At 74.5% G+C, this 24,500-nt stretch carries 27 protein-coding genes; 19 read left to right on the forward strand and 8 right to left on the reverse strand.

Annotated elements, in window-relative coordinates; translation table 11 throughout:
* The first annotated feature begins 234 nt into the window (after positions 1–234).
* Together ACI79D_RS10130 and ACI79D_RS10135 are read left to right on the forward strand one after the other, a co-directional pair.
* The gene (locus ACI79D_RS10130) at positions 235–627 is read left to right on the forward strand and encodes a hypothetical protein (protein WP_456918257.1); all 393 of its coding nucleotides are present in this window, start codon (positions 235–237) and stop codon (positions 625–627) included.
* Between the two features lie 75 nt (positions 628–702).
* On the forward strand, positions 703–1,497 hold the full coding sequence (locus ACI79D_RS10135; protein ID WP_456918258.1) for an enoyl-CoA hydratase/isomerase family protein: 795 nt from the start codon (positions 703–705) through the stop codon (positions 1,495–1,497).
* Positions 1,498–1,673: 176 nt separating this feature from the next.
* On the opposite strand, the gene ACI79D_RS10140 is transcribed toward ACI79D_RS10135, so the two are convergent.
* Positions 1,674–2,558: an isocitrate lyase/PEP mutase family protein gene (locus ACI79D_RS10140; RefSeq protein WP_456918259.1), complete on the reverse strand. Its 885-nt coding sequence runs from the start codon at positions 2,556–2,558 to the stop codon at positions 1,674–1,676.
* Positions 2,559–2,716: 158 nt separating this feature from the next.
* Between ACI79D_RS10140 and ACI79D_RS10145 the strand changes: the two genes are divergently transcribed.
* From ACI79D_RS10145 to ACI79D_RS10165, 5 genes are read left to right on the forward strand one after another with little or no spacing between them, the layout of a single operon-like run.
* Positions 2,717–3,364 (forward strand): GntR family transcriptional regulator, encoded by a 648-nt coding sequence (locus ACI79D_RS10145; RefSeq protein ID WP_456918310.1) that lies wholly within the window; start codon positions 2,717–2,719, stop codon positions 3,362–3,364.
* Positions 3,361–5,424 (forward strand): hydantoinase/oxoprolinase family protein, encoded by a 2,064-nt coding sequence (locus ACI79D_RS10150; RefSeq protein ID WP_456918260.1) that lies wholly within the window; start codon positions 3,361–3,363, stop codon positions 5,422–5,424. The genes ACI79D_RS10145 and ACI79D_RS10150 overlap by 4 nt, the downstream gene beginning before the upstream one ends.
* A gap of 5 nt (positions 5,425–5,429) precedes the next feature.
* Positions 5,430–7,307: a hydantoinase B/oxoprolinase family protein gene (locus ACI79D_RS10155; protein ID WP_456918262.1), complete on the forward strand. Its 1,878-nt coding sequence runs from the start codon at positions 5,430–5,432 to the stop codon at positions 7,305–7,307.
* Positions 7,304–7,927 carry an isochorismatase family protein gene (locus tag ACI79D_RS10160; protein WP_456918263.1) on the forward strand — a complete coding sequence of 208 codons (624 nt, stop codon included), beginning with the start codon at positions 7,304–7,306 and terminating at the stop codon, positions 7,925–7,927. Before ACI79D_RS10155 ends, ACI79D_RS10160 begins: the two co-directional genes overlap by 4 nt.
* 44 nt (positions 7,928–7,971) lie before the next feature.
* Entirely contained in the window at positions 7,972–8,433 is a 462-nt protein-coding gene (locus ACI79D_RS10165) for an NUDIX domain-containing protein (protein WP_456918265.1), read from the forward strand.
* Here ACI79D_RS10165 and ACI79D_RS10170 read toward each other — a convergent pair.
* The gene (locus ACI79D_RS10170; RefSeq protein ID WP_456918266.1) at positions 8,430–8,606 is read right to left on the reverse strand and encodes a hypothetical protein; all 177 of its coding nucleotides are present in this window, start codon (positions 8,604–8,606) and stop codon (positions 8,430–8,432) included. The two genes, ACI79D_RS10165 and ACI79D_RS10170, sit on opposite strands and share 4 nt — an antisense overlap.
* Before the next feature lie 157 nt (positions 8,607–8,763).
* Entirely contained in the window at positions 8,764–9,123 is a 360-nt protein-coding gene (locus ACI79D_RS10175; RefSeq protein WP_456918267.1) for an amidohydrolase family protein, read from the reverse strand.
* 15 nt (positions 9,124–9,138) lie between these two features.
* Between ACI79D_RS10175 and ACI79D_RS10180 the strand changes: the two genes are divergently transcribed.
* The 5 genes from ACI79D_RS10180 to ACI79D_RS10200 all read left to right on the forward strand — a co-directional run bounded on the left by ACI79D_RS10180 (position 9,139) and on the right by ACI79D_RS10200 (position 11,713).
* Positions 9,139–9,387 (forward strand): helix-turn-helix domain-containing protein, encoded by a 249-nt coding sequence (locus ACI79D_RS10180; protein ID WP_456918268.1) that lies wholly within the window; start codon positions 9,139–9,141, stop codon positions 9,385–9,387.
* 115 nt (positions 9,388–9,502) lie between these two features.
* Complete coding sequence (locus ACI79D_RS10185) at positions 9,503–9,682, forward strand: hypothetical protein (protein ID WP_456918269.1); 180 nt, start codon at positions 9,503–9,505, stop codon at positions 9,680–9,682.
* Between the two features lie 141 nt (positions 9,683–9,823).
* On the forward strand, positions 9,824–10,813 hold the full coding sequence (locus ACI79D_RS10190; RefSeq protein WP_456918270.1) for a ferritin-like domain-containing protein: 990 nt from the start codon (positions 9,824–9,826) through the stop codon (positions 10,811–10,813).
* 121 nt (positions 10,814–10,934) lie between these two features.
* Complete coding sequence (locus tag ACI79D_RS10195) at positions 10,935–11,357, forward strand: hypothetical protein (protein WP_456918271.1); 423 nt, start codon at positions 10,935–10,937, stop codon at positions 11,355–11,357.
* Positions 11,358–11,479: 122 nt separating this feature from the next.
* The gene (locus ACI79D_RS10200; protein ID WP_456918272.1) at positions 11,480–11,713 is read left to right on the forward strand and encodes a hypothetical protein; all 234 of its coding nucleotides are present in this window, start codon (positions 11,480–11,482) and stop codon (positions 11,711–11,713) included.
* A gap of 72 nt (positions 11,714–11,785) precedes the next feature.
* On the opposite strand, the gene ACI79D_RS10205 is transcribed toward ACI79D_RS10200, so the two are convergent.
* Both ACI79D_RS10205 and ACI79D_RS10210 read right to left on the reverse strand, forming a co-directional pair.
* Positions 11,786–12,067, reverse strand: coding sequence for a DUF427 domain-containing protein (locus ACI79D_RS10205; protein WP_456918273.1), 282 nt, complete (start codon positions 12,065–12,067; stop codon positions 11,786–11,788).
* A gap of 141 nt (positions 12,068–12,208) precedes the next feature.
* Positions 12,209–13,579 carry an FAD-binding oxidoreductase gene (locus tag ACI79D_RS10210; RefSeq protein ID WP_456918274.1) on the reverse strand — a complete coding sequence of 457 codons (1,371 nt, stop codon included), beginning with the start codon at positions 13,577–13,579 and terminating at the stop codon, positions 12,209–12,211.
* 163 nt (positions 13,580–13,742) lie between these two features.
* Here ACI79D_RS10210 and ACI79D_RS10215 point away from each other — a divergent pair, with 163 nt between their 5' ends.
* Complete coding sequence (locus tag ACI79D_RS10215) at positions 13,743–16,673, forward strand: helix-turn-helix transcriptional regulator (RefSeq protein WP_456918275.1); 2,931 nt, start codon at positions 13,743–13,745, stop codon at positions 16,671–16,673.
* On the opposite strand, the gene ACI79D_RS10220 is transcribed toward ACI79D_RS10215, so the two are convergent.
* From ACI79D_RS10220 to ACI79D_RS10230, 3 genes are all read right to left on the reverse strand, one after another.
* Positions 16,605–16,874 (reverse strand): DUF4242 domain-containing protein, encoded by a 270-nt coding sequence (locus ACI79D_RS10220; RefSeq protein ID WP_456918276.1) that lies wholly within the window; start codon positions 16,872–16,874, stop codon positions 16,605–16,607. The two genes, ACI79D_RS10215 and ACI79D_RS10220, sit on opposite strands and share 69 nt — an antisense overlap.
* A gap of 144 nt (positions 16,875–17,018) precedes the next feature.
* Positions 17,019–17,399 carry a PaaI family thioesterase gene (locus tag ACI79D_RS10225; RefSeq protein WP_456918277.1) on the reverse strand — a complete coding sequence of 127 codons (381 nt, stop codon included), beginning with the start codon at positions 17,397–17,399 and terminating at the stop codon, positions 17,019–17,021.
* 35 nt (positions 17,400–17,434) lie between these two features.
* Positions 17,435–18,247 (reverse strand): IclR family transcriptional regulator, encoded by an 813-nt coding sequence (locus tag ACI79D_RS10230; RefSeq protein WP_456918278.1) that lies wholly within the window; start codon positions 18,245–18,247, stop codon positions 17,435–17,437.
* Positions 18,248–18,345: 98 nt separating this feature from the next.
* Here ACI79D_RS10230 and ACI79D_RS10235 point away from each other — a divergent pair, with 98 nt between their 5' ends.
* The 6 genes from ACI79D_RS10235 (at position 18,346) to ACI79D_RS10260 (ending at position 24,490) form a co-directional block, all read left to right on the forward strand.
* A complete protein-coding gene (locus tag ACI79D_RS10235) occupies positions 18,346–19,440 on the forward strand; it encodes a cupin domain-containing protein (protein ID WP_456918279.1) in 1,095 nt (364 codons plus the stop codon).
* Positions 19,441–19,473: 33 nt separating this feature from the next.
* The gene (locus ACI79D_RS10240; RefSeq protein WP_456918280.1) at positions 19,474–20,346 is read left to right on the forward strand and encodes a fumarylacetoacetate hydrolase family protein; all 873 of its coding nucleotides are present in this window, start codon (positions 19,474–19,476) and stop codon (positions 20,344–20,346) included.
* Positions 20,347–20,386: 40 nt separating this feature from the next.
* Positions 20,387–21,076 carry a maleylpyruvate isomerase family mycothiol-dependent enzyme gene (locus ACI79D_RS10245; RefSeq protein WP_456918281.1) on the forward strand — a complete coding sequence of 230 codons (690 nt, stop codon included), beginning with the start codon at positions 20,387–20,389 and terminating at the stop codon, positions 21,074–21,076.
* 26 nt (positions 21,077–21,102) lie between these two features.
* Positions 21,103–22,005 carry a LysR family transcriptional regulator gene (locus tag ACI79D_RS10250; RefSeq protein ID WP_456918282.1) on the forward strand — a complete coding sequence of 301 codons (903 nt, stop codon included), beginning with the start codon at positions 21,103–21,105 and terminating at the stop codon, positions 22,003–22,005.
* Between the two features lie 192 nt (positions 22,006–22,197).
* Positions 22,198–23,379: an acyl-CoA dehydrogenase family protein gene (locus tag ACI79D_RS10255; RefSeq protein ID WP_456918283.1), complete on the forward strand. Its 1,182-nt coding sequence runs from the start codon at positions 22,198–22,200 to the stop codon at positions 23,377–23,379.
* Between the two features lie 118 nt (positions 23,380–23,497).
* Positions 23,498–24,490, forward strand: a complete 993-nt coding sequence (locus ACI79D_RS10260; RefSeq protein WP_456918284.1) for an ABC transporter substrate-binding protein — start codon at positions 23,498–23,500, stop codon at positions 24,488–24,490.
* Positions 24,491–24,500 lie beyond the last annotated feature (10 nt).

Genomic DNA, 24,500 nt, shown 5'->3' on the forward strand with positions numbered 1-24,500 from the left:
ACACCTGCGGAGGGTCACGGACGCCCGTCCGGACGCCGATCCGCGCGACATCGACGGCCCCGCTCGCGCCCGGCGTTGCGGAACGGCATCCGACGGATCCGCTCGTACGGTCGGCCGGACGCAGCCACACCCCGGAGGGCTCCCATCGACGACGACACGGTCCGGTTCCGACCGGCGCACCGCGCTCCCTCGTCCCCGTCCCGGCGCCGCTGGGCCCTCGCCGCGGCGGTCCTCGTGGCGCTCGGCCTCACCGCGGTCGCCGGGCTGGTCGTCGGCCGGTCGGGCGGCAGCCCGGTGGCGGAGGTGACCGCTGCGGCGCCGTCGCTCGCCGACGAGGACGCCGAGCCGGTCGCGCGCGGTGGACGGCTCGCGGGGGACGACGCCGCGACGCCGTCCCCGACCGTCGTGGCGGTGACCGGGTCGCCGGTGGCGGAGGAGGCCGCGGGAGCCGACGAGCCCGCTCCCACGCGCCCGGCCACCGCGGCCCCGACCGCGTCCCCCGAGACGGCGACGAGCGAGCCCTCCGCGGCCGAGGACGGCAAGCCGGCCCGCTGCACCGAGGAGCGCGGCTCGGACCGGGCGAAGGACGCGGCCGCTTCCCGGCGGGGCGGCGCGGCCTGCCGGTGATGTGCGCTCCCGGTGCGCCGTCGGGCGATCGTGCGCCACGACCGCACACCGCCGGCTCGTGAGAGGTTGGCCGGCGTGAGCGCAGCGCAGCGGCGGGAGTCGGGGCTGGTCGTCGAGGACCGCGGGCACGTGCGGCTGCTGACCCTCGACCGGCCCGAGCGCCGCAACGCGCTGTCCACCGCGCTGCAGGCCGACCTGGTCGAGGAGCTGCTGCGCTGCGGGGAGGACGGCGACGTCCGCGCGATCGTGCTCACCGGCAACGGCCCGGCCTTCTGTGCCGGCTTCGACCTCAAGGAGATCCGCGAGGGCGACCGGCGCGGGGAGCGGTTCCGGCCGCCGATGGACCGGCCGACCCGGTCGCTGTTCGAGGTGGTCACGGAGACGCCGGTGCCGATCGTCGCGGCCATCGCCGGCGCGGCGGTCGCCGGCGGCTTCGAGCTCGCCCTGGCCTGCGACCTGCGGGTGGCGGCACCCGGGGTCCCGATGGGCCTGCCCGAGGCGAAGATCGGGATGGGCGCCAACTTCGGCTCCGTCGTCCTGCCCAAGCGGATCCCCATGGGGATCGCCCTGGAGATGCTCTACACCGGCGAGTACGTCACCAGCGAGGTCGCCGAGCGCTGGGGCCTGGTCAACCGGCTGGTGCCGGTCGAGGAGGTCCTGCCGACGGCGCTGCGGCTCGCGGAGACGATCGCGGCCAACGCGCCGATCTCCATCCGCCGGATGAAGGAGACCGCGGTCAAGGGCCTCGAGCTGCCGCTGTGGCAGGCGCTGCGGCTCGACGTCGGGCCGAACCCGTACCTGTCCGAGGACCGCGCCGAGGGCATCGCCGCCCACCTGGAGAAGCGCCCGCCGAGGTGGACCGGGCGGTAGGGGCCGCCGCCGACCGACCTGTCCTGCGGATGGTCGTGCTCTGCCCAGGTGGATGGGCAGAGCTCGACTCCCGGCGGCAGAGGGCGGTCCGCGGAGAGTCGTGCTCTGCCCACGGTGATGGGCAGAGCACGACCATCCGGGAAGACAGGGTGCTGCGCCGGGGCAGGGGCGTTCCCTCAGGAGAAGCGCTGCTCCAGCTGCTGCACCTCCGGCAGGCCGATGAGGTCGGTGAACTCCTCGAACGCCGGCAGCCCGTCGAGTGAGGGGACGCCGTCGGCCTTCAGCGACTCCAGCAGCGCGCGCATCCCCGCCGTCGCCGCCAGCAGCGTGCCGATCGGGTAGATGACCAGCGCGAAGCCCAGCTCGGTCATCCGGGCCAGCGACAGCGGGGGAGTGCGGCCGCCCTCGGCCCAGTTGAACACCAGCGGCGCCACGCCCCGCAACTCGGCCGCGATCCGCTCGATGTCGGCCTCGGACGTCGGCGCCTCGATGAACAGCAGGTCCGCGCCCGCGTCGGCGTAGGCCCGGGCGCGCGCGAGGGCGTCGTCCACCCCGGTGACGGCGACGGCGTCGGTGCGGGCGATCACCACCAGGTCCGCGTCCTGCCGCGCCGCGACGGCGGCCCGCACCTTGCCGGCCATCTCGTCGGTGCCGATCAGCGCCTTGCCGCTCATGTGCCCGCACTTCTTGGGCATCACCTGGTCCTCGAGCTGGATGCCGGCGACCCCGGCCTGCTCGTACAGCTGCACAGTGCGGACGACGTTGAGCGCGTTGCCGTAGCCGGTGTCGGCGTCGGCGATCACCGGGACCTCGACGGCGGCGGCGATCCGGCGGGCGTTGTCCACCATCTCCGCGCCGGTCAGGAGGCCCACGTCGGGGCGGCCGATGAGCGAGGCCGTCGTCCCGAAGCCGGTCATGTAGACGGCGTCGAAGCCGGCCTGCTCCACCAGCCGCGCCGACAGGGCGTCGTAGGCACCCGGCGCGACCAGCGGTCGCGGTGCTGCCAGCAGCTCGCGCAGCCGGGAACGCGATGCCCGGCCGTGTCCCAACAGGTCCCCCACGGCGGCCTCCTCCGATCCGGAACGGGAATCGCTTGTATGCAGTCACACGAAGTTCACCGGACAGCATTGCCCATGGCACGGCGACGCCCCTAGGTTTGCACACAATCTGCGAGGAGGTGTGACGGCTGACACGTTCCCTGACCTCGGCCGAGCGGGCGCTGACCACCCTGCGCGACATGATCATGGGCGGCGACCTGCGCCCGGGCGCGCGCCTGGGCGAGGTGGAGCTCGCCGAGCGCCTGGGCGTGAGCCGCACCCCGGTGCGGGAGGCGCTCTCCCGGCTGGCCGCCGAGGGCCTGGTGGAGCTGGTGCCCAACCGCGGCGCCCGCGTCGCCACCTGGACCGTCGCCGAGCTCGAGGGCGTGTTCGACCTGCGCTCCAGCCTCGAGCCGCAGTTGACCGCCCACGCCGTCCCGAACGCCACGCCCGCCGACGTCGACGCGCTCGACGCCCTGGCCACCCGCATGCACGAGGTCGGCAGCCCCGGGCCGGGCCAGGACCTCGAGGCGCTCGTCCCGCTCAACCGCGCCTTCCACGACCGGCTGGTCGCGCTCGCCGGGCACCCCACCCTGGCCTCGGCGCTCGCCGCCGCGATCCACCCGCCGATCGTCCGGCGCAACTTCCTCACCTACGACGAGGCGTCGCTGCGCCGCAGCCTGGCCCACCACAGCGAGATCGTCGCCGCCCTCCGCGCGGGCGACCCGGAGTGGGCCCGCGCCGTCATGACCTCGCACATCGCCAACGCACGGGCCGTCATGGTCCGGGCGGCCCGACTGCAGGGGACCCGAGAAGAGGAGACCGCATGAGCTACCGGCTCGGCGTGGACGTCGGCGGCACGTTCACCGACGTCCTGCTCGTCGACGAGGACAGCGGCGCGACCTGGCGGGCCAAGACCGCCTCGACCCCGGCCGACCAGGCCGTCGGCGTGCTGCACGGCATCGAGAAGGTGTGCGCCGACGCGGGCATCGCGATGAGCGAGGTCGCGCAGGTGCTGCACGGCACCACGGTCGCGACCAACGCCATCCTCGAGGGCAAGGGCGCCACCGTCGGGCTGGTCACCACCCGCGGCTTCCGCCAGGTGCTGCAGATCGCCCGCTCCTTCGTCCCCGGTGGGCTGGCCGGCTGGATCATCTGGCCCAAACCCGAGCCGCTGGCCGACCTGGAGAACACCGTCGAGGTCGACGAGCGGGTGGCCAGCGACGGCAGCGTGGTCCGCCCGCTGGACGAGGACGACGTCCGCGCGCAGCTGGGCACGCTGGCCGGGCAGGGCATCCAGGCGCTCGCGGTCAGCCTGATCAACTCCTTCGCCGACCCGGCGCACGAGCGGCGGATCGCCGCGATCGCCGCCGACGTCCTGCCCGGGGTCCCGGTGTCGCTGTCCTCCGACGTCCTGCCCGAGCTGCGCGAGTACGAGCGCACGCTGACCACCGTCGCCAACGGCTACGTGCAGCCGCAGGTCGCCCGGTACGTGCAGCACCTCTCCGACGGGCTGGCCTCGGGCGGGGTGGCCGGCGAGCTGTCCATCCTGCGCAGCGACGGCGGGCTGCAGTCGGCGCGGGCCGCGGTCGAGGCCCCGGTGACCATGCTGCTGTCCGGGCCGGCCGGCGGGGTCACCGGCGCGGTCTGGGTGGCCGAGCAGTGCGGGTACCGCGACCTGATCACCTTCGACATGGGCGGCACGTCGACCGACGTCGCGCTGGTCCGCGACCTCACGCCGAGGATCGGCCGGGAGACCAAGGTCGGCGACCTGGCGGTGCGCGCGTCCAGCGTCGACGTCCGCACCGTCGGGGCCGGCGGCGGCTCGATCGCCCACGTCCCGGAGCTGACCCGGGCGCTGCGGGTCGGCCCGCAGTCGGCCGGCGCGGACCCCGGCCCGGCCGCCTACGGCAAGGGCGGGGTCGAGCCGACGGTCACCGACGCCAACGTCGTCCTGGGCTACCTGCCCTCCTCGCTGGCCGGCGGCGAGATCACCCTCGACGCCGAGGCCTCGGGGGCCGCGGTGAGCAAGGTGGCCGAGGCGATCGGGCTGGACTCCCCGGAGGCCGCGGCCGCCGGGATCGTCGACATCGTCAACGAGAACATGCTCGGCGGCCTGCGGCTGGTCTCGGTGCAGCAGGGCTTCGACCCCCGCGACTTCGCCCTCGTCGCCTTCGGCGGCGCCGGCCCGCTGCACGCCAACGCCCTCGGCCGGCTGACCGGCGCGTGGCCGGTGATCGTCCCGCCGGGCCCCGGCCTGCTCTGCGCCCTCGGCGACGCGACCACCAGCCGACGCGACGAGTCCGCCCGCACGGTGCTGCGCCGCTTCGGCCAGCTGACCGGCGCCGAGCTGGCCGGGATCCTGCGCGAGCTCGCCGACGAGGCGGGGGAGCGGCTGGCCGCCCAGGGCCTGGCCCGCGCAGACCAGACGGTGGGCTTCCAGGTCGACGTCCGCTACCACGGGCAGGGCTTCGAGATCCCGGTGGAGGTCGACCCCGCGTGGCTGGACTCCGGTGACGCGCTGGCCGAGCTCGGCCGGGCCTTCGACGCCGAGCACGACCGGTTGTTTTCCTTCCTCCTCGGCGTCGACCACGAGCTGGTCAACGCCCGCGCCACCGTCACCGGTCCGCGGCCGGACGTCGCCCCGGTGCGCCTCGAGCAGGGGGACGGCGACCCGTCCGGCGCCCGCATCGACGAGCACGACGTCCACGTCGAGGGCGAGCGGGTGACCGCCGGCGTCTACGACCGGGAGCGGCTGCGCGCCGGCGACGTCGTCCCCGGGCCCGCGATCGTCACCGAGATGGACTCCACGACCCTCGTCCTGCCCGGGCACGCGGCCACCGTGCACCCCTCGGGCTCGCTGCTCATCAACCCCGTGCAGGAGGGCTGAGCGCCATGGCACGCATCGTCGAGACCGCGACCGGGACCCTCGAGCGGGTCGACGTCGACCCGGTGACCCTCGACCTGATCGAGAACGGGCTGCGCAACGCCCGCTACGAGATGGACGAGGTGCTGTTCCGCACCGCGCTGTCGCCGGGCATCCGCGAGCAGCACGACGAGTTCCCGCTGATCGGCGACCCGAGCGGGAAGATGGTCGTCGGCCAGTTCGGCCTGTCCATCCCCGACTTCCTCGAGGGCTTCGACGACACCGTCGAGGAGGGCGACGTCCTGCTGACCAGCGACCCCTACGCCTGCGGCGCGGCGATCAGCCACGCCAACGACTGGCTGCTGGTCATGCCGGTCTTCCACGAGGGCCGGGTCGTGGGCTGGGCGTCGATGTTCGGGCACATGTCCGACGTGGGCGGCAAGACACCGTCGTCGATGCCCACCGACGCGCGGACGATCTACGAGGAGGGCGTGGTCATCCCGCCGTTCAAGCTGTACCGGAAGGGACAGCTGAACGACGACGCGTTGCGGATCATCCTCAACCAGGTCCGCATGCCCGACTGGAACCGCGCCGACCTCAACGGGCTGGTCGCCGCCTGCCGCACCGCCGCCCGGCGGGTCGTGGAGATGTGCGAGCGGTTCGGGACGGCGACCTACCTGTCGGCGCTCGACGCGCTGCTGCAGCGCAACTACGACGCCATGAAGGTGCTGCTGCAGGCGGTGTTCGAGGAGGGGCGGACGCTGTCGTTCACCGACTACATCTGCGACGACGGCGTCGGCAACGGCCCCTACGAGCTCAAGCTGTCGCTGACCCGCACCGGCGAGAAGGTGCACCTGGACTTCACCGGCTCCTCGCCGCAGGCGGCCGGGCCGATCAACTACTACATCAACGAGAACCTCACCCGGATGTTCTTCGGGATCTACATGATCACCGTCGCCGACCCGCAGATCCTCTGGAACGACGGCTTCTACCCGCTGGTCGACGTCACAATCCCCGACGGCTCCTACTGGAAGCCGGCGCACCCGGCCGCGCTCAACGGCCGCAACCACGGCATCGGTCGGGTGTTCGACCTGTTCGGCGGGCTGCTCGGGCAGACCAACCCGGCGCTGCTCAACGCCGCCGGCTTCTCCTCCTCGCCGCACTTCATGTACTCCGGGCACTACTCGTCGGGCGAGCGGAAGGGCGAGTGGTTCCAGCTCTACTCGATCGGCTTCGGCGGCATCCCCGGCCGGCCGCTGGGCGACGGTCCCGACGGGCACTCGCTGTGGCCGAGCTTCGTGAACATCCCCTGCGAGTACCTCGAGTCCTACTACCCGCTGCGCATCGAGACGTGGGAGACCGTCGCCGACACCGGCGGCCCCGGCCTGCACCGCGGCGGCAACGGCGTCGACGTCGCGTACGTGTTCGAGGAGCCCGGGGAGATCGCCATCCACGACGACCGCTGGCTCACCCACCCCTGGGGGGTCAACGGCGGGCACCCCGGCGCGCGGGGCCGCAAATGGGTCGACCGCGCCGACGGCACCCGCGAGGTGCTGCCGAGCAAGTGCCACGGGGTGCCGGTGTCACCGGGCGACGTCCTGCACTTCGTCACCTGGGGCGGCGGCGGGTGGGGTGACCCGCTGGAGCGGGACCCGGAGCTGGTGGCCAAGGAGGTGCGGCGCGGGCTGGTGACCCAGGCCGGCGCCCGGCGGTACGGGGTCGTGGTCTGCGACGGCGGCGAGGTGGACGTCGAGGCGACCGAGACCCTGCGCGACCAGCTGCGGGCCGACCGGCCGGCCGAGCTGCCGGTGTTCGACATGGGCCCGCCGGTGGAGGAGCTGCTCGCCCGGTGCGAGGAGGAGACCGGGCTGCCCGCGCCGAGGCGCCCGGTGTGGGCGGCGGGGTGACGGTTCCCGAGCCGGCGCCGGGTCCGCACGGGTCGGCGTTCTCCGGACGCGTCGGGTGGGGGAGCGCGCCCGCGGTCGTGGTGGTCGACCTGGTGCGTGCCTACACCGACCGGGACGGGCCGTTCGCTCTGCCCGACCCGGGGGCGGCGGTGGCGGCCACCCGGCGGTTGGTCGACGCCGCCCGGGCGCACGGGCACCTGGTCGTGTGGACCGTCGTCCGCTACGCCGCGGGGCTGGGCGACGCGGGGTTGTTCGTGCACAAGGTGCCGGCGCTGGCCTGCTTCGTCGAGGACGCACCGGGCAACTGGGGCGAGCTCACGCTGGAGCCGGAGGCGGGCGAGCCGGTCGTGGTCAAGCAGTACGCCTCGGCGTTCTTCGGCACCTCGCTGGCCTCGACGCTGCGCGCCGCGGGGGTGGACACGGTCGTGGTCGCCGGCGTCTCGACGTCGGGCTGCGTGCGGGCCACCGCCATGGACGCGCTCAACTCCGGGTTCCGCCCGCAGGTCGTGCGCCAGGCCTGCGCCGACCGCACGCCGGCGCTGCACGACAACAACCTCGCCGACCTCGACGCCAAGTACGCCGACGTGGTCGACCTGCCCGAGGCGCTGGCCCACCTGTAGGCAGGGGCAGAAATGGCCATTTCTGCCCCGGGGAGGTGGCGGTGGTGAGGACCAGCGCGGGGGTGCTGCTCTATCGGCGCGGGCCCGGCGGCGTCGAGGTGCTGATCGGGCACATGGGTGGGCCGTTCTGGGCGCGCAAGGACGACGGCGCCTGGTCGATCCCCAAGGGCGAGTACGGCGACGGCGAGGACCCGTTCACCGTGGCCCGCCGGGAGTTCGAGGAGGAGCTCGGGTCACCGGTGCCGGCCGACGACTTCCTGCCCCTGGGGGAGCTGCGCGCCGGCGGCAAGGTGCTCACCGTGTGGGCCGCCGAGGGCGACCTGGACGCCGCCACCTGCCGCAGCAACACCTTCGCGCTGGAGTGGCCGCCGCGGTCGGGGCGGGTGCAGGAGTTCCCCGAGGTCGACCGCGCCGCCTGGTTCGCGCTCGACGGCGCCCGGACGAAGCTGGTGAAGGGGCAGGTGCCCTTCCTCGACCGGCTGAGCGAGCGGCTGCGCGAGAGCTAGGTCGCGATCGGCGGCAGGTGCAGGTCGACGCCCAACAGGACCAGCGGCCACAGCACGACGGCCACCACCAGCGACAGGATCTCCGAGATCCCGGCGACGCTGTTGTAGCCCTGGGTGAGGGCCACGACCAGGCCGATCGCCAGGTAGACGAGGCTGAGCAGGGAGATGCGCACGGTCTCCACCTCCGGGTGCGGGGGAGGGGAGCCTGCGCCGCGTGGCTGTGACGCGGCTGCGTGCCGGCTGTGAGAAGGGCTGTAAGGACGGCTGTGAGGGAGGCCCGCACCGACCGCCGCGCCGCGGGGGTCGGCGGCGACGACCGGTGCGGGGTCCTCAGGCGCGGACCATCGAGCGCCACTCGCGGACGGCGAGCCGGCCGGTGCCGGCGCGGGTGGCCAGCGCGGTGGCCACCGCCGCCGACCGGGCCCGCACGTCGGCCTCGTCCACCGTCGTGAGTGCGCCGCCGGCCACCACCAGGCGGCCGTCGACGTAGACCCGGTCCACCTCGTCCCCGCGCTGGCTGTAGACCAGCGAGGAGACCGCCGCGTGCACCGGCGAGGCGCACAGGTTGGCCAGGTCCAGGACCACCACGTCGGCCCGCTTGCCGACCTCCAGCGACCCGATCGTGTCGGCCATGCCCAGGGCGCGGGCGCCGTCGATGGTGGCCATCTCCAGCGCCTTCTCGGCGGTCATGACCTCCGGGTTGCGGTGCACACGCTGCGGACCTACCTGGCGCACTCGTCGTCGAAGGTGCGGACGGCCGACGCGCTGCGGCTGCGCCGGCAGACGCTGTACCTGCGGCTGCAGCGGATCGAGGAGCTCATCGGGGACGTGCACGCGCCGCAGCGGCACGCGGCCCTGGTGCTGGCGCTGGCGCTGACCGACCTGCCCGAGGCGGGTGCGCGGCGCGGGCGCGGAGCGGGACCGGCGGCTCCCGTTTCCATAACGGTCCGTTGACGTGTCGTCACACCTCTCCCGCGAGGAGGTGTCCCGGGCGTCCGGCCTGGCAGGGTCCACGTCCGGCGGCGCCGCCCGGCCCGCCGCCCGGACACTCGACACCGAGGAGGACCACATGACGTGTGCTGCCTGTGGGGCTGCCGACCAGCGCGGCCGGTTCTGCGTCGGCTGCGGCACGGCCGTGCCGCCGTCCCCCCGACCGGCGCCGCGCCCGCGGTCGCCGCTGGCCGACGCGCTGACCCAGCCGGTGCTGCGCCTCGAGCGCCCCTCCAAGCCGGCCGTCCCGACCCGGTGACCACCCCCCGGGGGCGGCGCGGCCGCCCCCGGGGTACGTGACGCGTCTCACAGCAAGCAATGCGCTTGCTCTAGTTAGCGGGCGCGCGGCCGGGGCACTCTCCATGACGTCAGGTCATCCCCGATGTCTGGAGACCCCGCCATGACCGACGCCCGACTCACGGCCGACACGGCCAAGATCATCAACCAGCTCCGCGCCCTCGTGCTGCTGACCCAGACCGAGGAGCAGATCGCGCGCACCCGCGTCACCCAGGCGCGCACGGACGCCGTCCGCCGGGAGCTCAGCCAGAACGCCGACCACGCCGCCGACCGGACCAAGGCCATCGCCGAGCAGCTGCGTGCACTCGGCGGTGTCCCCGACGTGGTCAGCCCCGCGGTCGGCCGCCTGGGCGCCCTCGTCAAGGCTGCCCTCGAGCAGGGCGAGCCGATCGAGGAGGCGCTGCTGCAGGACCTGCAGCTCGAGCACCAGCTGCTCGACCGCGCCACCTACCTCAAGGTGCTGGCCGAGAAGGCGGAGCTGCCGAAGGTGCGGCAGCTGGCCGAGCGGCTGATCACCGCGCACGAGGCCACCGTCGAGTGGCTCACCGTGGTGCTGGCCGAGGAGGCCCTCGGCGGCCCGGCCGCGCTGCAGCCGACCCCGTTCCAGCGGGTGGCCGGAGGCGCGGTCCGCGTGGCCAACGCGCCGGTCCGCTTCGTGGCCAACCGGGTGAACGAGGCCGTCGACACCGCGCAGCAGCGCCGCGAGGAGGCCGGCGAGAAGCTCGGCCAGGTCGCCGGCAAGGCCACCGCCTTCACCGACGCCGTCCGCGAGACCCTCACCGTCGGCCGCAGCGCCGCGCTGCGCCGGGCCGAGCGGATCGCCCGCCGCGAGGGGAACACCGAGGCTGCGGACGCCGCCAAGGCCGCCCGCGAGGAGCTCGGCGACGTCTCCGCCGACGAGCTGCCCATCAAGGGTTACGACTCGCTGTCCACCCAGGACGCGGTCAAGGCGGTCAAGGAGCTCACGACGGCGCACGACGTCAACGTGGTGATCCGCTACGAGGAGACCCACAAGAAGCGGTCCAGCGTCATCAGCGCGACGCAGACCCGGCTGGCCGCCCTGGCCAAGGAGGCCGTGGGCGTCGACAGCTGACGACCCGCACACCGACGAGGGCCCGCACCCCACCCCGGGGTGCGGGCCCTCGCGCCGTCATGGGGTGATCTGCGCGACACCGGGGTTTGACCCGCGGACCGCCTCGGGGATGGGATGCCTCATGCGCATCACACCGGGTGACCTCGAACAGGAGTTCTCCCTGACGACGGCGGTGACCCGCCTGGACTTCCTGAGCCGGCGGGACAGCGGGGAGACGACGCTCAACACCGCCGCCGAGGTCGACACCGACGACTGGACCACCTTCAAGGACGCCGCCACGTCGCTGGACGTGCCGGAGTCCCTCGAGCTGCTCGCCCTCGGCGAGGTGGTCGCACGCAAGGCGCACGACAGCCAGCTGGTCGGCTTCCGGGCCGCCCTGCGCGGCGGCGCCACGTGGGAACAGGTCGCCGCGGCGCTCGACGTGACCCCCGCCGAGGCGTGGGCGCTGTTCCAGGGGCTCATCGAGCGCCAGGAGCGGGCCCGGGCCCTCGACCCGGCCGCCGCCGCGGCCGCCCGGGAGCTGGCCGGCACGCAGCCCCGCTGAGGGCGGTCGGCGGGCCTGGTGCCGGCGCCGCCGATGCGGTGCACTGGGGCCGTCGGGGTCGCGGAGCGGGTCGACGGGCCCCGGCGGGCAGGGATGTCGCACCAACGCCGAGGAGGAGCGTCATGACCACCACCCAGGAGACCGGCGGCACCACCGGGACCAAGGACAAGGACTACGACCTCGTCTGGTTCACCGAGCAGTGCCTGAGCAACGCCCTGCGCCTGGAGACCTACATCCAGGACGCCGAGCGGGACGGGGACCGGGAGGTCGCCGAGCTGTTCCGCAAGGCGCAGGCCGACAGCCGCAAGGGCGCCGAGCAGGGCAAGGCGCTGCTCAAGGCCCGGCTGGGCAGCTGAGGAACCGCCGAGGGGCCGCCGGCCGACGGGTCGGCGGCCCCTCGCGCCCGGCCGGTCGGTGCGTGGGGCCGGTCAGTCCACCTCGACGCCGCGCCAGAACGCCACCCGGCCGGTGATCTCCCGCGCCGCGTCCTTCGGCTCCGGGTAGAACCAGGCCGCGTCGGCGTTGGTCTCCCCGTCCACGTGCACGCTGTAGTACGACGCCGTCCCCTTCCAGGGGCAGAACGAGGTCGTCTCGGACGGGCGGAGGACGTCGTCGCGAACGGCGTCCCGGGGGAAGTAGGCGTTGCCCTCGACGGTGACGATGTCGTCGGACTCGGCGAGGACGATCCCGTTCCAGCGTGCGGTGGCCATGTGACCGGCAACACCCGGTCCGCAGGACCGCATTCCCGCAGGAGGCGGGGCGGACGACGTCGTCCGCCCCGCCCCGGGCGGCCTGGGCTCAGCCACCGCACCCCTGCACCGGGCCCTCCACCGGGCCCCTCCACCGGGTCCCTACGGTCGGATGTTCTGGTTGAGGGCGAACAGGTTGCCGGGGTCGTAGCTCCGCTTGACCTCGCGCAGCCGCTCGTAGTTGGCCCCGTAGTTGTCCGCCACCTTGGACTGGTCGTCGCCGGAGGCGAAGTTGGTGTAGCCGCCGGGCTCGGAGTGCGGCGCGATCGCGGCGTAGTAGTCACGGACCCAGCGGGTGTTCGCCTCGTTGTCGGCCGGGTCGGGCCACATGCCGGCGATGACCGTGGCGAAGGTCGCGTCGCGGTGGCCGAACGCGGTGGCGTCGGGACCGACGTCGTGCACCGCCCCGTTGATCGGGTACAGGTGCATCGTCGAGTTGACCACCGGCACCCGCGCGCCGTGTTCGACGTGCGCGGCGATCGCCTCGTCGGTGAGCTCGGTGACGAACGCCGCCTTCCAGTAGTGCTGCAGCCCCGGCGGCACCAGCGGGTCGAAGGCGCTGTTGAGCGCCGGGTAGGGCATCGGACCGACGTGCTCGGCGACCGGCCGGGCCACCTGCCGGAACCGGTCGACCACCGCCTCGCCGTCGGTCGGCGAGCCGGTCCAGCAGGACACCACGGCGAGGAACGTGTCGCCGACCCGGTCCTCCGGCACGAACGGCAGCGGCGGGGCGATCTGGAACGCCGGGAAGCCGCCGTACTCGCGGGGGGCGTCCTGGATGAACTCGCGGAAGAAGGCGAGCAGCGCCGGCGCGTCGGAGAGCTCGAAGAACACCGGCCCGCCGTAGATGGTGTCCACCGGGTGCAGCCGGTAGGTGAACCGGGTGACGACGCCGAAGTTGCCCCCGCCGCCGCGCAGCGCCCAGAACAGGTCGGGGTTCTCGTCCTCGGCCGCGGTCAGCACGGTGCCCTCGGCGGTGACCACCTCGGCCGAGAGCAGGTTGTCGCAGGAGAGGCCGTAGCCCCGGGACAGGTAGCCGATCCCGCCGCCGAGGGTCAGCCCGCCGATCCCGGTGGTCGAGATGATCCCGCCGGTCGTGGCCAGCCCGGAGGCCGCCGTCGCGTCGTTGAACCGGCCCCAGGTGGTGCCGCCGCCGGCCGTCGCCGTCCGCGCCTCCGGGTCGACGTCGACCGCCTGCATCAGCGACAGGTCGGCCACCACCGCGCCGTCGGCCGTGCCGAAGCCCGGCACGCTGTGCCCGCCGCCCCGGACGGCGAGCGGCCGGCCGTTCTCCGCCGCGTACCGCACCGTCGCGGCCACGTCCTCGGTGCCGGTGCAGCGCACGACGAGCTCGGGGCGCGCGTCGATCATGGCGTTGTAGACGCGCCGCGCGTCGTCGTAGTCGGCGTCCCCCGGCCGGACGACCTGGCCTCGCACGCGGTCGGCCAGCGTCCCGGGTACCTGTGTCGTCATGGCCCCTCCTCGGTGCCGCGCTGTCGGTGGCTGACGACGCTAGGGAGCGGACCGGGGCGGGCACATGACCAGAAGTGCGCGAATCGCGGCGGCGTCGTCCGGGCCCGGCCATGGTCACTTCTGGCCATCGACAGCCCCCGAGGGGGCGGCTAGCGTCCGGGGCGTGTCCGGGTGGACGCCGCCACCCCTGCCGGCGCGCTGGACCAGGGCCGCGCGCCCGCTGTTCGTCGGCCGCCGGACCGAGTTGAGCTGCCTCGAGGAGCTGTGGACGGCGGTGCTCGGCGGCGCCCGCCAGGTGGCCTTCCTCGGCGGCGAGCCCGGCGCCGGCAAGTCCCGGTTGCTCGCCGAGTTCTGCACGCTGCTGCACGACCGGGGCGCCACGGTGCTGCTCGGTACCTGCGTCGCCGAGCTGGGGCCGCCCTACCAGCCGTTCGTCGAACCGCTGGACGCGCTGCTCGCGGCGACCGACCCGGGCGGGACGCGCGACGCGCTGGCCCGGCTGGCGGGGCGGGCCGAGGACGCCGCCGAGCCGGACACCCGCCGGGAGCTCTACGACGCCGCCGTCGACGCGGTCCGGGCGCTGGCCCGCACCGGGCCGGTCGTCCTCGCGCTGGAGGACCTGCACTGGTGCGGCGCCGCCGGCCTGCAGCTGCTCGGCCATCTGGTGGAGCGGACGGCGGAGGCGCCGCTGCTGGTCCTGGCCACGCACCGGACGACGGCGCCGGAGCGCTCGGCGACGCTGACCGGCGCCATCGCGCAGCTCTACCGGCTCGACGGCGTCCGGCGGCTGGACCTGGCGGGGCTGTCCACCGAGGACATCACCGAGTACCTGGCGCACGAGGCGCGGCTGCCCGATCACCGGGCCCGGGTCGCCGCGGCGCTGCTGCGCGACCGCACCGGCGGCAACCCCTTCCTGCTCCGGGAGGTGCTGCGGGAGGCGGCCGGGACGGTCCCGGTCCCGGTCCCGGGCACCGCGGCGCCGCTGTCGGTGCAGGACATGGTGGCCGGCCGGCTGGACAAGCTCAGCGCGCCGGAGCGGCAGACCCTGGAGCTGGCCGCCGTGGTGGGGGAGGAGTGCGACCTGGCCACGGTGCTGGCCGTCTCCACGTGGAGCTCGGACACCACGCTGGCGGCGCTGGACACCGCAGTCGCCTACGGCCTGCTCGAGCCGTCCGGTCCGGGCTTCCGGTTCCCGCACAGCCTGGCCCGGCAGGCGGTGCTCGACCTGGTGCCGGCCACCCGCCGCGCCCGCGAGCACCTGCGCGTGGCCGCCGTCCTGGAGGCCTCGGGGGGCGGATCGGACCGGCGCACCCAGCGGCTGGCGCACCACTACGCCCAGGGGGCGGCCCTCGGTGGGGCCGACCGGGCGGTGCACTACCTGACCGAGGCCGCCGCGGCCGCCTCGCGCAGCCTGGCCCACGAGGACGCCGCGCGGTGGTACGAGCAGGCCGCGGCGCTGGCCGAGGACCCGGCCGACCGGCACCGGCTGCTGCTGTCGGCGGCCGGCGCCCACCTGCTGGGTGGCGACTTCGCCCGCGCCCGGGCGCTGTTCGAGCAGGTGGCGGGCGCGGCGACGCCGCGGGACCGGCTGGAGGCGGCGATCGGTTTCGAGGGGGCGTCCTGGCGGCCCGGTCTGCTAGGTCACCGGGCGGTGGAACTGCTCACCGAGGCGCTGCGCGGCGTGGTGCACGACGCCACCGACCCCCTCTACGTGCGCGGGCTGGCCCACCTGGGCCGGGCGCTGGCCTTCACCGGGGCCAACGAGCAGTCGGGCGCGCTGGGCCGGCGCGCGGTCGAGCTCGCCCGGGCCCTGGCGGACGACGCCCTGCTCGCCGACGCGCTGGAGGCCAGCCTCTGGAACGGGCTGCGCCCCGCCGACGCCGCGGACAAGCTGGGCCGGGCCACCGAGCTGACCCGCCTGGCCGTCCGGACCGGGAACCCCGCCGCGCTCGGGCCGGCGGGGTACTGGCGGGCCGCGCTCGCCTACCAGCAGGGCGACCCCGAGGCGCTGGCGGCGGCGTACTGGGACGTGACCCGCAGTGCGCGCGCCATGGGCGAGCCGTACTACGACTACATCGCGGGGTGCATCCGCTACGCCCGCCAGTTCTGCGCCGGGGACTTCGACGGCGCCGACCGCACCTGCGCGGAGCTGCTGGCCCGGGGGGAGTTCTTCGGCACCGACGACACCGAGGGGTCCTCGGCGGTGCAGACCTTCATGGTGCGGCGGGAGACCGGGGCGCTGGAGGCGGTCCGCCCGCTGGTCACCGGGGAGGAGTCACCGGACGGACACTGGGCGCCCGGTCTGCTGGCCCTCTACACCGAGCTGGGCCTGGACCGGGCCGCGCACCGGGTGCTGCGCTGGCTGCTGGACGGCGGGCTGGAGCGGTACGAGGACGCCCAGTGGCCCTGCGTCCTGGCCTTCACCGTCGAGGCGGCGCTGCACCTGGACGACGCCGACGTGCTGCGCGAGCTGCGGCCGCGGGTCGCCGAGTACGCCGGCACCAACCTGCGCGCAGGCCAGTTCGTCGCCGTCTTCGGCAGCGCCGACCGCTACCTGGGCGCGGTCGACTCGGCACTCGGGCGGAGTTCGGCCGTGCCGCTGTTCGAGGCCGCCCTGGAGATGGACACCCGGATGGAGGCTCCCGTGCACCGGGCGCAGAGCCTCGCGGCCCTCGCCGACCACCTCCGGCGCACCGGCGACGCCGGACGCCGGGCCTCCTCGCTGGCCGAGGAGGCCGGGCAGCTCGCCCGCGACCTCGGCCTGCGGCGGGTGCTGCGGGCGCTCCGCCCGGCGGCCGTGCCCGCGCCCGCCGCGGCACCGGCCCGCCCGGCGGGGCTGACCGCGCGGGAGGCCGAGGTGCTGCGCCTGGTGGGGGAGGGGCTGCTCAACCGGGAGATCTCCGAGCGGCTGGTGATCAGCGAGAACACCGTCGCCAACCACGTGCGCAGCATCCTGGCCAAGACCGGCGCGGGGAACCGCACGCAGGCGGCGATGTACGCCGCCGCGCACGGCCTGCTCGACGGGTCAGACGGGCACCAGCGACCCGTCGGGCTGCACGGTCGCCGAGACCTCGACGACCACGTCGGCCGGTAGCCCGGCGCGCACCGCCGCCCGGCGGATCGCGTCGGCGGACGCGGCCTCGTACAGGCAGTAGGTCTTGCGCTTGTCGACCGAGAGGAAGGAGTACAGCCAGCGCACGCCCTCGTCGTCGTTGATCCGGTTGACCCCCTCGGCGATGTCGGCGGTGACCTCGAGCGCGTCGGCGTAGCGGCGCTCGATCATGAAGACGGGCATCGCAGGTCCTCCCCGGAGGGGTCGGTCGGCGGGGCTGACCGTACCGCCGGGGACTGGTGCCCCGACAGGTCCGGACGTCACCGGACCGGCCGCCACTGCACCTGCTCGCGCAGCGGCGGCTCGAGCACCCCGCCGCCGGGTGCGTCAGCGGGAGAGCAGTGCGAACGTCGCGACCGCGTGCGCGATCGCCTTCCCGTCCTGCTCCACGTCGGCCTCGCAGGCGGTCAGGTGCTCGCCGCGGGTCCGCACCGCGGCGGTCACCGACAGCGGCCCGGGTGTGCCGGGGCGCAGGTAGGTGACGGTCAGCTGGCTGGTGGCCGGCACCTCGCCCTCCCCGGTCGTGGTGCGCACCGCCTGCCCCATCGCGGTGTCGACGAGCGTCGCGACCACCCCGCCGTGCAGCGTCCCGGCCGGGTTGAGGTGCTCCTCGCCGACCTCGAACTCGATCCGCGCGCCGCCGTCCTCGGTGCCGGTCACCTCCGCCCCGAGCCGCTCGGCGTAGCCCCCCGGTCCTCCTGCTGCCATGGCCCGCCCCTACCCGCCGGGGAGGCGGCCACGCGTCAGGACGGCGTGCGCAGCCGCTCCTCGATGAGCGCGGCGCCGCGCTGCACGGCCGGCGCCAGCGCCCGGATGGCCTCGACGTCCCCGGTGCGGCTGCTGGGGGCCGCCACGCCCAGCCCGGCCAGCGGCTGGCCGACGGTGTCCTTGAGTGCGACCGCCACCGCGCAGACGCCGTCGGCGCTCTCCTCCCAGTTGACCGCGTAGCCCTGCGCCCGGATGGCGGCCAGTTCGGCGCGCAGCGCCGCGAGGTCGCCGAGGGCCGCGGCCGTCGAGGCCGGCGGGAGGGTGCCGCCGGGGTAGCGGCGGTCCAGCTCGGCGTCGGACAGCCCGGCGAGGATCGCCTTGCCCACCGCCGAGGCGTGCGCCTGCCGGACCACGCCGGTGCGGTTGCCGACCCGGACCGACCGCTGGCTCTCGGCGCAGTCCAGGAAGCGCACCGTCGTCCCCTCCAACAGCGCCAGGCTCACCGTCTCCTGGGTCTCCTCCCGCAGCTGCTCGAGCACCGGGCGGGCCACCCGACGGATGTCGATGCGGCTGACCGCGGCCAGGCCGATCTCGTACAGCGCCGGACCCGGCCGGTAGGCGCCGTTGGGCCGGTCCTGGGTGACGAACCCGCGGCGGCGCAGCGCGGTGAGCAGCCGGTGCGCCGTCGACCGGGCGACGCCGAGCAGCTCGGCGGCCTCGGCGACGCGCAGCGCCTGGCGGTCGCCGACCAGTTGCAGCAGCCAGAGGGCGTTGTCGACCGACGTGGTCGTCGGTCCGTCCGGGGGTGCGGACGGCGCGGAGTCCGGACGACGCGTCGGATTCGACATACAGGAACTGTATGTCGCCTGCTATGTGGACAGAGGAACTCACGCCTAGCCTGAGCTGCCCGGCCGCGCGCGGACCGCCGAACTGGAGGCCTCTCCCGATGACCGCCACCCCCGAGACGAGCACCGATCTGGAGCTGGAGGCGCTCTACCGCGACCTCGCCGCGGTCGACCTCCGGCCGCTGTGGACCATCACCGAGCAGCTGCTCACCCCGACCCCGCAGCCGCGGGCGATCCCGTGGCTGTGGTCGGCGTCGACGATGAAGCCGCTGGCCCGCCGGGCGATCCAGCTGGTCCCGGTCGAGCGCGGCGGGGAGCGGCGGGTGCTCAGCCTGCAGAACCCCGGCCTCGGCGGCCGCCCCTACGCCGCCGGCACCCTGTGGGGCGCCATCCAGTGCCTCGGCCCGCGCGAGACCGCCCCGGCGCACCGGCACACGCCCGGCGCGATCCGCTGGGTGCTCGAGGGCGAGGGCGTCTGGACGACCGTGGACGGCGACGCCTGCGACATGCACCCCGGCGACCTCGTGCTCACCCCCTCGTGGAACTGGCACGACCACGTCAACGGCGGCGACTCGGAGATGTTCTGGTTCGACGGCCTGGACCTGCCGATGGTCGAGGCCCTCGACGCGGTGTTCTTCGAGCCCTACCCGGGGCCGGGGGAGAGCCAGCCGCAGCCGGCCGAGCACAACCTCTCCGAGCGGGCGCACCCCCCGGGCACCCGCTACGTGCAGGGGGCGGTCGACGGGCCGCTGACCCCCGCGCCCTCGCCGCTGCTGGTCTACCGCTGGGCCGACACCGCCGCCGAGCTCGACCGGCTGGCCGCGGAGTCCGACGAGCCGGTCCTCGCGCTCGAGTACGTCAACCCGACCACCGGCGCCAGCGTGCTGCCGACCCTGGGCTGCTCGGTGCTGCGGGTCCGGGCCGGCGGGCACGGCGCCGCGGTGCGCCGGTCGGGCAACGCGCTGTTCGTCGCCTTCCAGGGCGCCGGGTCGACCGTCATCGACGGCCAGCGCTTCGACTGGGGCCCGGGCGACATGTTCGTGGCGCCGTCCTGGTCGGCCGTGGAGCACGCGGCCGACACCGACAGCGTGCTGTTCCAGCTGACCGACGCCCCGGTGCTGCGCGCACTGGGCATCTACCGCGAGCAGGTCCTGCCCGAGCCGCAGACGGTGACCGGCACCTTCTCCCCCCGCTGACCCGCACCCCGACCCCCTGACACCTGGAGACCCGTGAAGCTCGCACTGTTCGACGACCACCGGCTGGGTGTCGTCTCCGCCGACGACGCGACCCTCGTCGACGTCACCGACGCGCTGCCCTGGCCGCACGACCCCGACCCGGTCACCGCCGGGTGGTGGCGGGCGCTGTGCCGCGACTTCGCCACGGTCGCCCCGCGGCTGCGCGAGGCCGCCGAGGCCGGGACGCCGCGGCCGGTCGCCGAGGTCGTGCTGCGGGCGCCGGTGCTGGGCCCGTCCAAGGTCATCGCCGCGGCCAGCAACTACGGCGAGCACGTGGCCGAGATGCACGGCGTCCAGGAGCGGACGCTGGGCCGGGTCGAGTCCTGGATGATGGAGTTCGACGTCTTCCTCAAGGCGCCGTCCTCGATCGTCGGCCCGGGCTCGGAGATCGTGCTGCCCCGCGACGTCGTCGCCGCCGGGCACGAGGTGCACCACGAGTCGGAGCTGGTCGTGGTGATCGGCGCCGGGGGCAAGGACATCCCGGTGGAGTCGGCGATGGACGCCGTCCTCGGGTTCACGGCCGGGCTGGACATCACCGTCCGCAGCGCCGCGGACCGCTCCCGCCGCAAGAGCTACGACACCTTCAGCCCGCTGGGGCCCTGGCTGGTCACCGCCGACGAGATCGGTGAGGGCTCCGACCTCGACATCCTGCTGACCAGCGGCGGGGACGTGCGGCAGTCGGTCAACACCCGCGACCTGCTCACCCCCGTGCCGCAGATCGTCGCCTACGCCTCGACGGTCATGACCCTGCTGCCCGGCGACGTGCTGTTCACCGGTGCCCCGCCCGGTGTGGGCCCGATCGCGGCCGGTGAGAAGCTGGAGATGACCATCAGCCGGATCGGGTCGATGGCGGTGACCGTCCGCTGACCCGGGCGGCCGTCGCACCGCCCGGGTCGAGGAGGACCGCATGAGCAAGCCCGAGACGCTCGACTGGTGGGCCGACGGGGAGCGGCTGTTCGGCACCGCCCTCGGCCGGCTCACCGACGAGGAGTTCGGCGCCCCGTCGCTGCTCCCCGGCTGGAACCGGCAGTACCTGCTGGCGCACGTGGCCCGCAACGCCGACGCCCTGGTCAACCTGCTGACCTGGGCGCGCACCGGCGTCGAGACGCCGATGTACGCCTCGCCCGAGGCGCGCGAGGCGGGCATCGCCGAGGCCGCGAAGCTGTCCCCGCCCGAGCTGCGGGCCGAGGTGCTCGCCGCCACCGGGCGGCTCGCCGACGCGGTGCACGGCCTGCCCGACGAGGCCTGGTCGGCGCGGGTGCGCACCGCGCAGGGCCGCGACGTGCCGGCCTCGGAGGTGCCGTGGATGCGCTGCCGCGAGGTCTTCGTGCACGCCGTCGACCTCGACGCGGGGGTCACCTTCGCCGACGTCGACGACGAGGTGCAGGCGGCCATGGTCGACGACGTGTTCCGCATGTGGGACCGCCGCGACCAGGTCCCCGACGTCGTGGTGTTCGCCGGCGACCGCGAGTGGGGGACCGGCGCCGTGGCCGTCTCCGGCCCGCTGCCGGCGGTGACCGCGTGGCTCACCGGGCGCTCCCGGGGCGAGGGGCTCCAGGCCGACGGCGGCATCCCCGAGGTGCCTGCGTGGCTGTGACCGTGCCCGCCGCGGCGCGGTAGCCCGTGGAGCTGCGCCACCTGCGCTACTTCGTCTCCGTCGCCGAGGAGCTGCACTTCCGCCGGGCTGCGCAGAAGCTGCACATCGTCCAGCCGGCGCTGAGCAAGCAGATCAGCGCGCTCGAGCACGAGCTCGGCGTCCGGCTGCTCGACCGGGACCGCCAGGGCGTGACGCTCACCGAGGCCGGGCGGGTCTTCCTCGCCGAGGCGGTCGAGGTGCTCGCCCGCGCCGACGGCGCCGTCGACCGCGCCCGCGCCGTCGTCCGGGGCGAGGTGGGCCGGCTGGCCATCGGGTTCATCCAGCCGGCCCTGGCCGACCTGCTGCCCCGGTCGCTGCGGGTGTTCCGCCGGCACCACCCCGACGTGACCCTCGTGCTCAGCGAGGCGACCAGCCGGACCGCGCTCGAGCGGGTCACCGACGGCAGCATGCACCTGGCGTTCACGCGGCTGCCCGTCCCGCCGCGGCCGGAGCTGCGGACCGAGCCGGTGAGCGAGGAGCCGGTGCTGCTGGTCGTCCCACGCGGGCACCGGCTGGCCGAGCGGCCGTCGGTCCGGCTGGAGGAGATCGCCGGCGAGGAGGTCATCCTCATCGACCGCTCCGTGGAGCCGGGCCTGCACGACTACTACGTCACCGCCTGCAACCGGGCCGGCTTCAGCCCGCGGGTCGCCCACGAGGTGAGCAGCACCTCGATCGCCCTCGGCCTGGTGGCCGGCGGCCTCGGGGTCGCCTTCGCGCCGGCGTCGGCCCGGCTGGCCGCGCAGGCCACCGTCGCGCACGTGCCGCTGGAGGACGGCGACCTCTCGCTGACGATGGGCGCCCTCTGGCGCGCCGGGCCGCGCCCGGCGGTGCTCGACAACTTCCTCGCGCTGCGCCCGTGGGAGGACCGCGGCGCGCCCGCGGAGGGCTGACACCCGGGCGTCATCAGACGGGTGACCCGCCGCCGACCCGGACCGGTCCGGAGGCCGCCGCTGCCCAGCTCGTCGCGCTCATTCCCCTGCGGAATCAGCACCGCCCGAATCCCTATCAGCGCCAGTGGTGTCGCGCCGGTCACAGCTCCTTACAGTCGCTCCGGAACACCGAGGGACGACGGAGGGGCAGGCATGACGACGGTGGAGGAGCAGCCGGTGGCGCTCGGGGCGACCGCGCCCGAGCCGGAGGAGGTCATCCGCGCGGCCCAGGGGCTGTTCGAGCTCGTCGACCGCCACGGCGAGGAGAACGACCGCGAGGGCCGGATCGCCGAGCCGGTGGTCGAGGAGCTCTACCGGATCGGTGCCATCGGGGTCTTCACCCCCCGTGAGTTCGGCGGCGCGGAGATGACCCCGCGGCAGTCGATGGACCTCTTCCGCGCCCTGTCCTACGCCGACCCCTCGACCGGCTGGGTCACCATGGCGATGGGGCTGGCGACGGGTCTGGCCGGCGCGTTCTTCGAGAAGGACGCCGCGCGGGAGCTGTTCGCCACCCCGCGGCTGGGCATCGCCGGGCAGGGCACCAAGCCCGGCCGCGCCGTCCCGGTCGAGGGTGGTCACCGGATCAGCGGCGAGTGGTCGTTCGCCTCCGGCATCAAGCACTGCACCCACCTGCACACCGCCGCGCTGGACGTCGAGACCGGGCAGACGCGGTTCTTCATCGTGCCCGTCGAGAAGGTCACCTTCATCGAGAACTGGGACGTGCTGGGCCTGCGCGGCACCGGCAGCATCGACTACACGCTCGAGGACTGCTTCGTCCCGATCGAGTACAGCTACCCGTCGCTGTCGACCGAGCCGGTCACCGGGGGGGACCTCTACCGGATCGGCATCGGCAACTTCGCCAGCATCAACCACGGCGGCTGGGTGCTCGGGGTGGGGCGGCGGGTCCTCGACGAGCTGGCCGCCGTCGTCCGGGCCAAGGTCGGCCGCCCCGGGGCGCAGACCGACACCGACGCCTTCTCCCAGCGCTTCGCCGAGGCCGAGGTGCAGCTGCGGGCCGCCAAGGCCCTCCTCTACGAGGTGTGGGAGGAGATCGAGCAGACGCTGGCGGCGGGACAGGAGATCCCGCTGCGGCTGCACACCCTCAACCGGGTGGCGCTGCACAACGCCACGTTCTCCGTCGCCGGGATCGCCCAGTTCGCCTACGTGTCCGCCGGCACCGACGCGCTGCGCCGGGGCACCCTGCAGCGGCTGTTCCGCGACGTGCACGGCGGCACCCAGCACGTGTCGTCGTCCCCGCTGATCATGCAGTCGGCCGGCCGGGAGCTGGCCGGGCTGGCCGAGGGCAAGCGCTGGGTGCACTTCTCCCTGAAGTGAATGGGATTCGACCCAGCGGAACTTCGTCCACGGTGATTGTCCAGCGTGGAACGGTGACGTACGTTACAGCGCGCCGTCCGGCAGGCCGGCGTCCCCGAACGACCTGCAAGGAGATCGGATGAAGTCCTCGAGAGCCGCCTGGGCGCTGCTCACGGCCGCCGTGCTCATGACCGGCACGGCGTGCGGGTCGGACGACGGGTCGGCCGACGCCGCCGGCACTCCGACCACCGGTGGCGGCCTGACGACGCTCACCATGGCCGAGACGCCCGGTGGCCCGTACTCCTTCGTGGCCTACGGCGTGCAGCGCGGCCACTTCGAGGACGAGGGGATCGACCTGCAGGCGCGGGTCAACCCCGGTGGCGGCACCGCCACCGTCCCGGCGCTGGTGCAGGGCGACATGGACGTCCTCGGCCTGGACCTGGTCTCGGCCATCACCAGCATCGGTGCGGGCCTGCCGATCAAGATGGTCGCCGCGGGCAGCGCCACCTCCGAGGAGCCCGACGGCGACTTCGCCGCGGTCCTGGTGAAGCCCGACAGCCCGATCCAGGGTCCGCAGGACCTCGACGGCGTCCGGATGGGCGTCAACGCGCTGCGCAACGTCAACGACCTGGCGATCGGCCGGATCCGCGACGAGCAGGGCTTCGCCGAGGACGCGATCGACCCCGTCGAGCTGCCCTTCCCCGACATCCTGGCCGCCATCAGCCGCGGGGACGTCGACGCCGGCATCGTCATCGAGCCGTTCGCCACCATCGGGCAGAACCAGGGCCTGCGCGTCGTCCACCGCCCGTGGGTGGGGATCGCGCCGGGCCTGCAGATCGGCACCATGGTGATGACCGACGAGACCATCGCGCGCGTCGGGGACGACGTCGTGGCGGCCTTCGGGCGGGCCGTGCAGGCCACCGCCGACGACATCGAGGCGGACCCGGAGGCCTTCCGCCAGGCCATGCCGAACCTGATCGACATCGACCCGGCCCTCGCCGAGAAGATCAACCTCATCCAGTGGCGCGGCAAGAACGACCCGGAGTCGATCCGGACGTTCGGTGAGCTGATGGTCAAGTACGGCCTCGTCGACGAGGAGATCGACTACGACGCGGCCATCGTCGACAACTGAGACGACTGAC

Source organism: Geodermatophilus sp. SYSU D00708 (genome assembly GCF_054050115.1).